This is a genomic window from Dolichospermum sp. LEGE 00246 (assembly GCF_015207865.1).
Classification (GTDB): domain Bacteria; phylum Cyanobacteriota; class Cyanobacteriia; order Cyanobacteriales; family Nostocaceae; genus Dolichospermum; species Dolichospermum heterosporum.
Genome location: NZ_JADEWA010000097.1, coordinates 1 through 13,976, shown reverse-complemented (window position 1 = coordinate 13,976; position 13,976 = coordinate 1). Strand labels below are relative to the sequence as shown.

6 protein-coding genes are annotated in these 13,976 nt (G+C 39.4%); 2 read left to right on the top strand and 4 right to left on the bottom strand.

All coding sequences use genetic code 11. The features are described 5' to 3' along the window. Positions 1 to 270: 270 nt before the first annotated feature. Positions 271 to 795, top strand: coding sequence for a hypothetical protein (locus IQ228_RS09285; RefSeq protein WP_193962714.1), 525 nt, complete (start codon positions 271 to 273; stop codon positions 793 to 795). A gap of 102 nt (positions 796 to 897) precedes the next feature. Then, a complete protein-coding gene (locus IQ228_RS09280; RefSeq protein ID WP_193962713.1) occupies positions 898 to 2,127 on the top strand; it encodes a ParM/StbA family protein in 1,230 nt (409 codons plus the stop codon). 99 nt (positions 2,128 to 2,226) lie between these two features. On the opposite strand, the gene IQ228_RS09275 is transcribed toward IQ228_RS09280, so the two are convergent. The 4 genes from IQ228_RS09275 to IQ228_RS09260 all read right to left on the bottom strand — a co-directional run bounded on the left by IQ228_RS09275 (position 2,227) and on the right by IQ228_RS09260 (position 13,813). Continuing rightward, on the bottom strand, positions 2,227 to 2,649 hold the full coding sequence (locus IQ228_RS09275; protein ID WP_193962712.1) for a hypothetical protein: 423 nt from the start codon (positions 2,647 to 2,649) through the stop codon (positions 2,227 to 2,229). A gap of 433 nt (positions 2,650 to 3,082) precedes the next feature. Beyond that, positions 3,083 to 3,484 (bottom strand): DNA-binding protein, encoded by a 402-nt coding sequence (locus IQ228_RS09270; RefSeq protein WP_193962711.1) that lies wholly within the window; start codon positions 3,482 to 3,484, stop codon positions 3,083 to 3,085. 323 nt (positions 3,485 to 3,807) lie between these two features. Beyond that, positions 3,808 to 4,815: a putative Ig domain-containing protein gene (locus tag IQ228_RS27395; protein WP_193962710.1), complete on the bottom strand. Its 1,008-nt coding sequence runs from the start codon at positions 4,813 to 4,815 to the stop codon at positions 3,808 to 3,810. A 94-nt stretch (positions 4,816 to 4,909) separates the two neighbouring features. Continuing rightward, complete coding sequence (locus IQ228_RS09260) at positions 4,910 to 13,813, bottom strand: putative Ig domain-containing protein (protein ID WP_193962709.1); 8,904 nt, start codon at positions 13,811 to 13,813, stop codon at positions 4,910 to 4,912. Positions 13,814 to 13,976: the final 163 nt, after the last annotated feature.

The following is a 13,976-nucleotide window of genomic DNA, read 5'->3' as shown; positions in this document are numbered from 1 at the left end:
CAATAATACTTTTCTAACTAACTTTTTGTGAAATCAAGCTGAGAGTTTTTTGATTGTAATCATTAATAAATTAATTAAACGTGTTTATATATTTTGATATATCAAAAATTATATCTGTTTTATGCTTTTTGTTAGTTTTCAATCCATAGCTGAATGCTGCAATATAGTTTTTATTATTTCTTGGTTAGATGTTCTCCCTACAGAGGCATATTTTGACTAATCCTGGCAATTGAGTTTTAAATACTATTGATGATAAGTAGAAAGAGTATTATGGCAGAGCAAAAAATTATAAGCAAGAGACTTAGATTTCAATTTCGAGAAAATACCCCAGACGGAATACTGTTGAATTATTTGGTTAATTATCCCCATAAAAATTTCGATGAATTAGTATGGCAAGCAGCTCGAATATGTTTTATGCCATTAGCTTATGTCAACGTAAACGGAGTTGATGATAATTTATTGAAGGAAATAACTTTATCATCATTGTTTGATTGTTTAAATCATTGGAATTATATTCAAATAAAGTTAAATTTTAATTTACCCTTGTCTCAAATAATTCTTCAAAGTATGGACAGTTTTAATAACGCTTTGATTACAAACGATTCTGTAATAAAACAGAATTATGCTAGTTATCAAAACCCAATAGAACAAATAGTTACTAATAACACAACAGTTCCCCAATCTCCAGAAACTGAGCTACATGATGACTTTTGGGATGAAGATGTAGAGGTACAAATGGAATTAACCGATGAACAAAAGGCTGTTAGACAGGATATTCGTTCATTATTTGGATAAACACTATAACTAAATAATTTAGCTACTTCCTGAATTCATACTTGACGAAATTCAATCACAAAAAATATATTTTAGTTAATTGGTGGAAAAGTGAGTAATAAAATGACTAAAACTACAAATAGTGTAACCCCGGATTTAATGCTGGCTATAGATTTAGGTGGTTCTCAAACTAAAGCAATTGGAAGTGTATCTCATAAAAATAACTTTCCTACGTTGCTGTGTATGGAACCAGAAATAGCAGATGTATCAGTTGCGTCAGTAGAAAACTATGAAAAAACTAAATCAGGTGAAACAGATCCAGAGAATACCTGCTGGGTGGGTATTGGTGAGGAATATTATGCTATTGGTTTTCTAGCGAGAAAAAAATATGGTGGTAACTCCTTACTCAAGCAGTTGAAAGAAGAAAATGCAGTACAAAAAATCTGTGGTGTTTTGTGGGTGGTTAGTCAAAAATTGAAACTGATGAACAAATTCACAGTTTCACTTGCTGTTTTATTACCACCTTCAGAATATCAAGATAGGGAGCGTCTTGAATCTAAATTAAAACAGGCACTAAAACGTTTCAATACACCTACTGGTGAAATCAGGATCAAGTTGGTAGACTTGAATGTTGTCCCCGAAGGAGTTGGTATTTATTTACATAGACGTACTATTTTGGGAACAAATATTAGGAATTATAATCTTGCGGTAGTAATGTTGGGATATCGCAATGCTTCTGTACAGATATCTAATAAAGGTGCAGTAACTCCGGGGGTATCAAATACCTTTGGGATGTCATGGATGTTGGATGATTTTGTTAGACGTTGTAGTGGTTTATCGAAAGATGATCCACATCTGATAGCTGCGGTGGTAGCAGCAGGATCTGAATGTAAGTCGGAAGTTTTAGCTACCTTATCACGACGTAAAAGTGAAGCTGAGATTTTAGCAGAAGCCCAAGATATGTCTTTTGCTCTCAAACTTAGTCGGGATGAATATTTTCGGGCATTAGTACGCTGGTTATTACAAGAAATACCCCGTGATATTAATGAGATGATTTTGTGTGGTGGGACTGCGGAATATCTTAAACCAGAATTAGAGGCACATTACAGCAATATTAAATTGATCTGGAATGGTGGTATAGAAATTCCCCCAGCATTAGATAAAGTAGGAATGGGTGTGCGATTAGCAGATGTGTGGGCGCTGTATCAAGTGTTGTTTGGTAGTGGGAATCTAATTGCTAAAAATAGTAGTTCTGCGACTAATAATGCTAATTCTACTGTTTCTGGGAGCAAGGTTGTAAACCTGTCTTCACCAAAGCCAAAGGGCTTTTTGGAAATGCCAGATAGACTTTGAATTTGTTAATGAAATAGATTTTTTAAACTGGTAGTTAATTGTAATGATTAGTCATCATTGTATCAATGATTTTCAATAGCTTAACTATTTGTTATTTTGTTAACCCTCGAAAATTGTTCCACAACGCTGGCACATAAAAGAATTATCCCACTTTTTATAAAGCTTAGGGTATTTGCGTGAGTATAAAATGTTTTTTCTTAATGCCCAGAATAGATAGATTGGGAAAACTAAAAATATTAACAATTCAATCAAAACTAAGGCTTTAAAAATTGTGAATACTATAATACCTATCCAGGTAATAAAAATGATTTTAAAAATTAATATAATATTTGATTTTGGTTTTTCTGGTGGTGCTGCTATCTTGCCAAGTGATGTAGTATTAGTTTTATTTTTATAAGCAGCAGCAGATTTTGAACCTATAGAACCTCTGACTGTGCTAGTGCTATGGGTGACATTTTCTTGATAAATTAGGGATAATTTACAAGAGTTATCACTTTGGCATTTAGGGCAAATAATTAGCATAGTTATCCAGATGATATTTACACCAGTTTGTATTTTAAACAATTACATTTTCGATGCTGGTTTCCCATCATTGAGTGGTATTAACCAGATTTGATAATGCTATAAATTTATTTAAGCCGTATGATTTTATTCCTGGAGTGACTTTAATTTTTGAATACGCGAATCTAATATTTTCTAGTATAGACAGAACCAATACTATTTGTCAATTAAAACAGCTATTGCTGCTTGCTTAATTAGCTTGAAAGTATTTACTTATTGAGGGAAAGATTAAAGGTTAATTTTCTATTCTCCTTTCTTTCCCTGTAATAGTAAAACCTTTTTAGAATTGACACCTAAACCATAAATTAAGATTGAAAAATGCTATGATTTAGGTTTTTGGACTTTTTACATATTCTCCAAAGATGATTTAGAGTGAGTGATTATTTTTGTTTGTTCACGCAACAGCTTTTTGAGGTGATTTGCGTTTGCGTGTAGAAGTAGTTTTTGGAGTAGGAGTTGTATTATTCTTTTTTGGTCTTCCTCGGCGTTTTGGTTCTGATTTAATTTCTTTTGCAGGTGGTAACAGTTTTAGTGTAGGAAGAGGAAAAGGAATAGTTTCATTTTTCGTGGTTTCGTAAGATGAAATATCATTTTCTAATTTCATTGTCCAAGGGTCAGGTAATGGTTGACAAATAATTAGTTTATTGATTCTAGGAATTGATATTGATGTGTTGTCTGGTGTAACTGATGGTGTAGCTTGTATTAATTGAATAATCCCAGCAACAAAATCTAGAAACATCGCTACAAAGAAAGTAACAACGATAGCTTCAATTATTAAAGTAAGTACAGATTGCATAATTATCTCCTAAAACACAGTGATTTTTGGTTTTCATGATTTTCACAAATGTTTCGCGTAGCGATATATTAAAATATTGCCTATTCTATCTTTTGGGAATATATCCAAAGGATAATTTATGGTGAAAATACTCTTTAATTTAGTTATTTAACTTACTACTGATTTCAGTGTATAAACTAGTGATTGCACCAAACTCACACTCACAAAATCGCATTGCTCCCGTGCAAAAGTCTTATGCACGGTTCTTAGGGGAGGGGAGAGCGGTCACGTTCAAACCTTACCCAACTACTCCCCCCTCGACCTAACTCAATACCAATTAGATTCTAAGCAAATACAAACTGTTTAGGATCTGTCAAACTCAAACTGCTGGCTTGAATACCAGTAAGAATAGCGAGAGTTTGATTGTTGAAACTAATTCCGGTGTCTGCACCAACTTGATTTAACTTGAGTGTAGATGTCGTAACACCTAAGCTGACAGCACCTTGAATACCAATGACATCAGTACCAAGTTGGAAGTCAAGCACAGTATTAGCAGCTTTGGGTAATTCAGCATTGACAATCCAGAATTGGTCAGCACCAGCGCCACCGGAAATTAAGTTACCACCACCAAGACCAACTCTGAAGATATCATTACCATCACCACCTAAAGCCCGGTCATTGCTACCCAGGAAGAAGATATCATTACCAGTACCACCGGACATCCGGTTACTACCTTGTCCATCTCTAGCATCAAAGGTATCATTACCATCACTACCAAAAGCGCGATCGCCTTTATTCACAAACATAGTATCATCACCGCTACCAAGATCAACGATATTGTTACCTGAGTTGGGGAAAACAGATACAGTGGACAGGTCTACCTCGTCTTTACCTGCACCTGTAAATACAATATTGTTCTGACCATCGAATTGACTACCAGGAGTGGCAATTAATTTATCATCTCCTGGAGTGCCTACAGTTGTGAGTTTGTTGTTAATGATTTTGTCAACTGCGAGAGTAAAGATATCATTCACAGATGCACCAGCTTTATCTGTAGCTGCCACTTTAACATTCAAGTTCCCCACGTTGTCATTAGTGGGAGTACCGCTAAAGGTACGAGTTACAGAATTGAAGGTTAACCAACTTGGTAAAGAATTACCATTTTCTAAGGTTGCGGAATAGGTGAGAACATCATCCGCGTCAATATCTGTGAAGGTATTGGTGGGAATTTGGAAATTGAAAGCAGTTCCTTGTTTAGCATTTTGATCTACGAGCGCATTATTCACAATCGGAGCATCATTAAGATTTTCGGTTCTTCGGTTATTTTTATGGAAAACCCGGTTCAAAATCATTGAAAGCCCTATTGTGTAGGCATTTCATTGAAAATATGGAAATAATTGTTTATAACCCTTGTCCCGTAAGGGTTTTGTTATCACCAATCCTCAATCACCATAAAAGAGACGCAAGAGCCAGATTTTCGACTGTGACAGTAAAGATATCGCTAACATTTACTCCTGCTTTATCTGTAGCTGTTACCTTAACATTCAAACTGCCAACATTATCATTGGTGGGAGTACCACTAAAGGTGCGAGTTACGGAATTGAAAGTTAACCAACTTGGTAAAGCATTACCATTTTCTAATGTTGCAGAATAGGTAAGAACATCACCCGTGTCAATATCTGTAAATGTGTTGGTAGGAATTTGGAAGTTGAAAGCAGTTCCTTGTTTAGCATTTTGATCTACGAGCGCATTACTCAAAACTGGCGCATCATTGACATTTTCAACGGTAATCGTAAAGATATCACTAACAGTTACTCCGGCTGTATCTGTAGCGATCGCCTTAACATTCAGATTCCCTACATTATCATTGGTGGGAGTACCACTAAAGGTGCGAGTTGTAGAATTAAACGTCAACCAATTTGGTAAAGCTGCACCATTTTCTAAGGTTGCTGAATAAGTAAGAACATCACCAGCGTCAATATCTGTGAAGGTGTTGGTAGAAATTTGGAAGTTGAAAGCAGTTCCTTGTTTAGCATTTTGATCTGCGATTAGGTTAGCAACTATTGGTGCATCATTAACATTTTCAACTGCAATTACAAAGATATCACTAACATTTGACCCGGCTTTATCTGTAGCTGCCACTTTAACACTCAGATTCCCTACATTATCATTATTTGGTGTACCAGAGAAGGTGCTATTTTTCGCATCAAAAGTCAACCAATTTGGTAAAGCATTACCATTTTCTAAGGTTGCTGAATAGTTAAGAACATCACCAGCGTCAATATCTGTGAAGGTGTTGGTAGGAATTTGGAAGTTGAAAGCGTTACTTTGTTTGGCGTTTTGATCTGCGATCGCATTTCCTAACGTTGGTGCATTGTTAAGGAGTTGGTTGCCAAAGTTAATATCTGTGGCAGTTTGTCCAGAGGTGAGAGTGACTGTATGAGTTAATTTAACTGAGCCACTGGGTAAGTAAAGCGGATTGTTAGTGGAATTGGTGTTTGAGTTGGAGTTGTCTGTACTGGAAACTTGGTTATTAAGCTTGAGAATTCCTTCTGCGAGGGCAAGGGCATTTACTCTTGGGAAGTTCTTTCCAGTATTCTTAACGTTATCGTTTTCGTTGTCACCATCGTTGATGAGAATGCTGGTAGTATCTAGTAGGGTGCGGAATTCACCTAATGTGAGTTTGCGATTGAGTTTCTCTTGGGCAATTTGGTGGGCGAGTACCGCAAGTCCTGAGATAAATGGGGTAGCTTGCGATGTGCCGCCCATTGATTGAGTGCCGCCTGTCGCATTAGCACCTGTAATAAAAATCCCTGGGGCAAAGACATCTAACTGGTCGGCGCTGCGTTGGGAGAAACTGGCAATGCGATCGCTATCAGTTGTGTAGTCGATCGCCCCACCGCTAAAGGATTTATTTGTGCCAAAGTTGTCTGCCCAGACTGCACCGACAGAGATGGTATTAGGATCGGCTGCTGGATAGGCTAGTCCTGGATTGTTATTAAATTCATAGAAGCTGTTACCTGCGGCGGCGGCAATGATAATGTTTTGGGATGCGATCGCTGCTAATTCATCACCAATACCATAACGAGGATTGCCTGTATTCCAATTTTGTCCATCACCTAAAGATAGATTAACTGAGGCAATGTTGTATTTTTGGGCGTTTTGATTGACCCATTGCAGGGCAGCTTCTAGGTCGGAGAAGTAACCAGAGCCGTTATCTTTGAATACTTTCAGGGCAATGATATTTGCATCAGATGCAACACTGGCGGCGATGCTGGCGATATTAGAACCATGTCCATTTTTGTCGCTGGCATCGGTATCTTGATCGGCAAAGTCGTATTCGTAGATGATTTTATCGGCTATGCCATTGCGATCGCTATCCGCACCGAATAAAGGATTATCTAAGTCAATGCCCGTATCAATAATGACCGTGGAATAACTTTGTCCTTTGATATTGGCAAAGCGGGGATCGGATTGGAAACCATCAAGATTAATTAAATGGGTTGCACTCGTGTTTTGAGTATTACTACTGGTGCTGAGAATATCGCTAGGGGTGAAGATTTTCTCGGTAGAGGCGGTAGTGGAGATATTAATTACAGGGTAGGTTTGTTTATAGCCATCTTGAACAACTTGAGCGATCGCATAGGTGTTAGGACGCAAATTGTTAAATGTGTAGGCTCCTTGGGCATCAGAAGTAGTCGAAACTTCTCCCGTATCTAGAAGATTGTTATTATTGCTGTCTAGGTAAACTTTCCAACCTGAGAGTGTGGGTTCGCTGTTGTCTCTTACTCCATTGCCATTGATATCGTTCCAGATAATACCTCGAACTTCAGCATCGTTATCTTGAATGCCAACATTGACTGTAGGGATAGTTAGGGAATTATAGTTGCTGTCACTGCTGCTAGTTGTGTGAGTAATAGTATTAGTTTGAGTTCCTTCGGTAATCTTGTCATCAACTGCGGTAACGGTGATGGTTTGGGGAAGGTTCCAGTTACTGGTGGTGAAGGTAAGGGTGGTTTTGTTGGTGGTGATTTGGTTGCCGATCGCTAAGTTAATCGTGACATCAGCCGTAGGTTGGGTTCTCAAGACAACAGTATAGCTGTCGGTTGCACCGCCTTCAGTGACATTGGTGCTGCCATTGGATTGAGTAATTGTTACTCCTGGTGTCGATGGGCTTTGGATGGTGAAGGTCGCATTTTTGGGTTCGATGCCTTGATTTCCTGCTTGATCTTGAAGCCCAGTGGTATTAATTTGTAAGGTATAGTTCCCTAATGCTTGGGTGAGCGATCCTAAGCCATTGATGCGGTAGGTATTGCCAGAGAGATATTCAATCGTGACTGCATTGGTAATTAGATTTGAGCCACCATCACGGGTCAGGGTGATGTCTTGATAGTCAAAAGTGGATAGATTAATAATTTCGGAGAATTCCACTTCAATAGCGTTAATGGGATTAGTAACGGGTGTTTGAGGAATATTGGTGAATTTAACCAATGTGGGTGGGGTGATATCGGCAAAGAGACTGAGTGGTGAGGTGGTGGTATTGCCAGCAGCATCGACTACTTGAATTTCGAGATCCCTTGCGCCTGAACCCGATAATTGAACTTGGCTATTGAAGTTGGTTCCGTTGACCGTTGCTTGACCTAGAGATTGGTTGAGGGTTTTATCTTTAACGTAAACGTTTAATCCTGTTTCGGCTAGAGAACCTGTGATAATAAGTTTGGTGCTATTGACGCGAATTTGGCCGAATTCATTGAGAACGCCTAAACTCGTAGCAGTATTTACTGATAGGGATGCAATAGATGGAGCGAGATTGGCGGTTGCTTGAATATTGGTAGGCGCATTAGGAGCAGTTGTGTCTAATGTCCAATTTTGAGAGAGGGAATTGGTAACGGTGTTTCCTGCGCTGTCTTTAATACCATTACCAGCTATGGCAAGGGTGTAAGTGCCATCAGTAGCTTGGGCGGCGGTTAGTCCGTTGAGGCGATAGGTGGTATCGGTTAGCTTGGTGAGGCTGGCACTATTGGCGATCGCATTAGTCTTGCCATCAAGGGTGAGAATGAGATCGCTGAGGTCAAAGGTGGTGGGATCGATGGGTTTGGAGAAGGCGATATCTAGGGTGGAAACTTTGGTATTGCGGGGGCTGGTGACATCGGTAATGGATAGCAGTTTGGGAGCGTTGGTGTCTAATGTCCAATTAAATCCTTTTGCGCCAACGCCTGTATTCCCATCGGTATCGTTAATGTCTTGTGCCTTGACGAGTAATGAGTAGATACCATCAATATTGGTTAAGTTGCCGAGGTTATTGATTTGGTAGGTGGTGGGATTAATTTGGGTAATGGTAACGGTGTTATCAATCAAATTCCCGCCGCCATCGCGGTTGAGGAAGAGGTCGTTAAAGTCGAAAGTGCTGGGGTTAATGGCTTCGGTAAAGGTGACGGTAACGGTATTTACTGGTGCTTTGAGGAGGTTGGAGGCAAAGCCAGTAATGGAATCAACGGCGGGTTTGTTGCCTGTAAATACCCAACTTTCATTGACAATTCCTGTACCAGATAGTCCTTCAAAGTCTTGGACTCCGCCAGCATTAACGCTGAGTTGATACTGCCCCACATTGCCTGTGATGCTTTCTAGGTTGCCGATGCGGTAGGTGTTGGTGTTAACTGGGGTAATGGTGAGGCTGCTGGTGTTAACGGCTACGCCGTCAAGGGTGAGGGTGATGTCACTGGGATCGAAGGTTGCTGTTTTAATGGGTTGGGTGAAGACGACATCTAGGGTGTTGACGGGGATGTTGCGAGGGTTGGGGGTGACATCAACAATATCTTGAACTTTCGGCGGGTTTTGGTTGCCTGTGGTGTAGGTGATGGTATAGGTTTGTGCGCCTGCTGTGGGGTTGTTGTCGAGAAGGTGGAGGATGTTTTCGTAGATGGGGCGACCTGTGGCAGGGAAGGTGCGGTCTGTCGTCCAAACGTTGTCTAAGGCTACTTCTGTGCCATCGGCACGCAGTACTTTTTTGATTTGGAATTGTCCGTTAGCAGGATCGTTGAGGGTTAGATAGCTCCATCCTTTGTCGAGGGTTGCACTAATTTGGACGGTTAGATCGTCAAGGGTGGCGGCTCCATCTGTGGTGGCGTTGGAGTAGGATTTTACGGGTGCGGTTGTGCCATCGCTGAGGTAGAGGGTATCAGGGGTAAAGTTGGCATCGGGGAGGTCATTGACAAGAAAGTCGGGAAGTTGATCGTCAGTGGGGGAAGTTACCCGTACTTTATGGATGAGTTCGTGGATTTTGACATCTTTAATTATAGAAAGTTCGGGTATGCCTAGATCGTTAATATGCTTGAAGCTGGCTTTGTAGTCGGTAAATTTACCTTGAATGGTTGAGGTAAATAACCAGTTAGCGACGGTGATTTGATTGGGTGCGATCGTTCCAAAATTGAGGGTAAGCGAGGGGCTAATTGATTCTGTGCCGACTTGCGTACCTACAACTTTAAAATCAACTAATAATCCTTTTTCGTTATCAACTATTTTCGGTTGAGAAGAGGTGATTTCTAAATCTTTAGCAGATCCTTTACCTTTATTTTTGAGAATCATTCCTAAATCGAATGGTTCTGAGGGTTCGATTTTATCCGTGAAGGGATCGTCTGCAAATACGTCGCGTTGTTGGAAGTAGTCGAGATATAGTTGGGCTTGGGGATAGACAGTAACTGGTGCTGCAACTAGGGGAACTGAGATTACTGTGCCATTATCTGTGTAGGAGAGTGTGCCGCCAATGGTGTATTGGGTGGGAACATCAGGTGCGGCTAGGGTGGTGGGGAGAAATGTCCATTCGGCGCTGCCTATGCCTTCATTTTCTGGTGTGGCGGGGTTATCACCTGTTAGGATGCCTGTGCCATCAACGGCGTTGATGTTTTTGAGGGTGGGTTTGGTTACTCCAAATAGGCTGTTAACAATATTGCCTTGAGCGTCTTTAACTTGGAGTGTGACGGTGAGGTTTGTGAGGTTGGTTTCGTTGCCGTTGTCGATTTCGAGTTTACCAAGGAATGCTGAACCAGTCATAACTGCTTCTTGATCGATCTTGATGCTAACTTTGGCACACGAACCATTGTTTTGATCATTGTCTTTTTTTGTTTCTGGGATATCAATTGTTAGATTGTAGTTAGTATCGTCTTCAAATTGATAGACGCGAACTAGGTAATTCCCAGCTTGTAGATTATCAAATGTAAGGTTCTCAGGACTTGAACCAGGGACATCAGACCAAGCAATAATTTCATCGGATGAAATATAACCATCATTATTTCTGTCTTGAGAAAGTTCTAGGATTGCATCTGCTGATAAGCCATCTAGTTTAATGGTTACAGGGCTATTTTTGTTCAAAAAGAAGCGGTAGTAATCCTGTTTATCTGTATCGCCAATAAAATCACTACGCTTAAAGGTTTGAGTAAGAAGACCAATATTGTATGCACCCTTGGGTGAGTTGTCCCCTTGTTCTAATGAAGTTGCTGCAAGTTTAAGGATATAGTTAGTATTCCCACTATTACGAGAAATTCCAATAAAATAATTTCCTGGAAGTAAATTGGTAAGATTAATCTGCTCAGGAGAGTCTAATTCTTCATCGGATATTGCAATAATCTCATTATCGTCAATAGTTCCATTATTATTTAGGTCTTGTCCTAATGTAACTGATACATCCCCTAGAGACAAGTCAGTGACAGATAGGGCTAAGTCACTGAGAGAAGTTAAACTAAAACGATAATAGTCATCTGTATCAACTTCACCAATGAAGTCAGTTTGAGTTATGGGATTATTTAATACTCCTAAATCGAGAGCAGTGGCAAGCGTATTTCCTGCTTTGTCTAAAGGAATGGGTAGGGGTGGTAAGGATAAATCTAAAGTGTAGTTAGCGGAACCTTCCTTTGATAAAAGATGAATGTAATAAACTCCCTCTGGTAAGTCGTTAAGGTTTATTGTTTCATCACTATTACCAGTGGATTTAGAACTGGCAATAATTTCATCATCCTGAATTAGCCCATCATCGTTTAAATCCTGAACTAACGCTACATCAACATTGGAACTCAATTGATGTAGCGATAAATTAAAATTTTTCAGATTGGGAAATGAAGGTACATCTGATTCAACTTCTTGTTCGTCTGGAGCGTTATTACCCAGAACAAAGCGGTAATATACATCAGAAGTATTACTAGAAATAGAATCAGTTAACGTTAAATTATCTGATAGCACGGCTAAGTCGATTATATTATTAATCTCGCTATCTTGGCTAAAAATAATAGGCTCCTGAGCAGGAGATATTGAATTGTTAGTATCTAACTGTAAGGTTTGAGTAGAAATATTATCAAGATTTAGGCTTTGTATAGAAAATTGGGGGCTAGGTGCAGAAACATCAAAGTGAACGTGATTATCATGCCCTACCGCAGAAATTACTTTGCCTTTGGGAAATGCATTCTGAACTACTTTATCGTTAAAAATTGCGCGTTTTATCTCAATCCCGTTAATTTTGGTATTAAAGAAAATCTTAATTAAATCTATGACTGATTGGGCACTATATCCAGAAGCCCCAATATCAATTACATCTATATCAATATCTAAACCAGTTTGATGTCCTGAATGGGGTAGACGAATGCCGCCTGCTTTCCGTGTAAGAGCAGTTGTTGTTAATTTTTCATTATAGCTATTAGCTGCTGATTGTAAAATTTGAAGTGTCCAATTTGTCGCCCATCGCTCGTCTTGATCTTTATCGATAGATATGTTTGGTATAGTACTAGGTTTCAACTCATTCCATCTAGGGGCATTAGTTGCATTGAGAAAATTTTTACCTTTTGAAGTGTCAAACTTATTATTTAAAGGTAATCCCGTAAATTTCCCATTTGCAGGCTCTATCATTCTTTTATTATTAGCAATACCATCAAATAGATCGATCGCCCAACCTAACTCATCACCATCATCTTTTCCATTAACATCTAGGCGAAGTCCTGACTGTGCAGGAAATCCTAAATAAGCTAGCCTTTGTTCTTGGCGATATTTATCTAATTGGCTGCTTCCAAATGTAACTACATCAGTAGATAAACCACTGGGAAGAGTTGCTCCTAAAGAGGTATAACCTGGTTGAAGATTCAGGTTGATTGTTAGTTTATATTTACCATCATCAAGAACTATTTTCCCTGTACTCGAAGGGAAGTCTTTTCCATACTCTAAGATAGATGGTAATGAAAAAGTCCCTTGATCAGATAATCTTGGAATAAAACGAATTATTCCATCCTTTAGATCATTTTTCCATTTTTCATTATCATACTGTGCAATTCGATCTTTCCCGTCAGTTATATTTGCGTCTGTAAAACCTTTGAATTTCGTGTCAGAATCAGGACATGATGTGTTTTTCAACTCTTCAAGCTTATCTTGAAAATTAACTGTGACAATATCTCCCAACTTACCATTCCAGTCAAGCGTAAGCTCAACCTTTTTATCCTTATCATCACAATCAGGGGGACTACAAGAACTTTGCTGAATTACTGTATTGCTATTAACTTGAATTGGACCGCAAGAATTACCTTCGACACCATTAACAGCAATACCTATGCTGATCCCAACATTTTGTCCACCACATGGATAATCGCCAGTAACAGAAGCCAAAAGCGAACAAAGAACCTGAGCCGAAGATAAAGTCTGAATCTCACCCGCACTTGAGTTTAAAGTAGTAAAGTCAGCAATCCTCGTAATCTTTACAGGAATAGTGAGAGAACCCATAGCTGATACAGTCCCAGCGTCCTTAATCAAAGGCTCAATCTTATAGAAAGGATGCTCCCCAAAATTCAACTTGATATTATTTGCTGCAATCAATCCATGATTGGTAATTGTCATATCAATTTGCGTTTCCTCACCAACCACATCAAGCCCTGCTAGATCGATTTGAGGAGGATCGATAGTGAGGGTCGGAACAGGGACATTAGTCTCAAACAAACTCTCAACGCTAATGATATATTTGTCTTGAACCTCCGTAGGCGTAACCGTCCAAATATACCTAACCGTCTGGCGAGACAGAAAAGCATTTACATTCTCAACTTCCCCCGCACCAAGCTGAACCGTCTGGCGGAATGTTTCGTGTTTGTCTGCCTTAATCTCTAGGTTGTAATTCCCTTCCTTAATATTCGAGAAATCAACAAATCCCGTACTATCCGTTACTGCACTAGCAACCACCTCATTACTAAAATAGTCCCTCAAAGTCACCGTTGCATTCGCTAACTTAGGAGAACCCTCCGCAAAATAGGTTAATTCATCAGCCGTATTAATGCGGATTGCCCCAACCGCATTACTCACCGCACGGAAATCAAAAGGAAGCGACAAGTCCCCATCATTACCCGCCGCATCAAAAAATAAATTAGGATCGTGGATTAAATAAGGTGTAATACTGCCAATGATAGCTATACACTAGAGGGGTAGATGGATGAACTGATAGATGATGCAAACTTACCCTGGTGAGATTGAGGTACAAATGCAACGATACTAT

Bases quoted from the DNA above. Each gene is read 5' to 3' on its own strand.
- IQ228_RS09285 (WP_193962714.1), top strand. From the start codon at position 271: ATGGCAGAGCAAAAAATTATAAGCAAGAGACTTAGATTTCAATTTCGA.
- IQ228_RS09280 (WP_193962713.1), top strand. From the start codon at position 898: ATGACTAAAACTACAAATAGTGTAACCCCGGATTTAATGCTGGCTATA.
- IQ228_RS09275 (WP_193962712.1), bottom strand. From the start codon at position 2,649: ATGCTAATTATTTGCCCTAAATGCCAAAGTGATAACTCTTGTAAATTA.
- IQ228_RS09270 (WP_193962711.1), bottom strand. From the start codon at position 3,484: ATGCAATCTGTACTTACTTTAATAATTGAAGCTATCGTTGTTACTTTC.
- IQ228_RS27395 (WP_193962710.1), bottom strand. From the start codon at position 4,815: ATGATTTTGAACCGGGTTTTCCATAAAAATAACCGAAGAACCGAAAAT.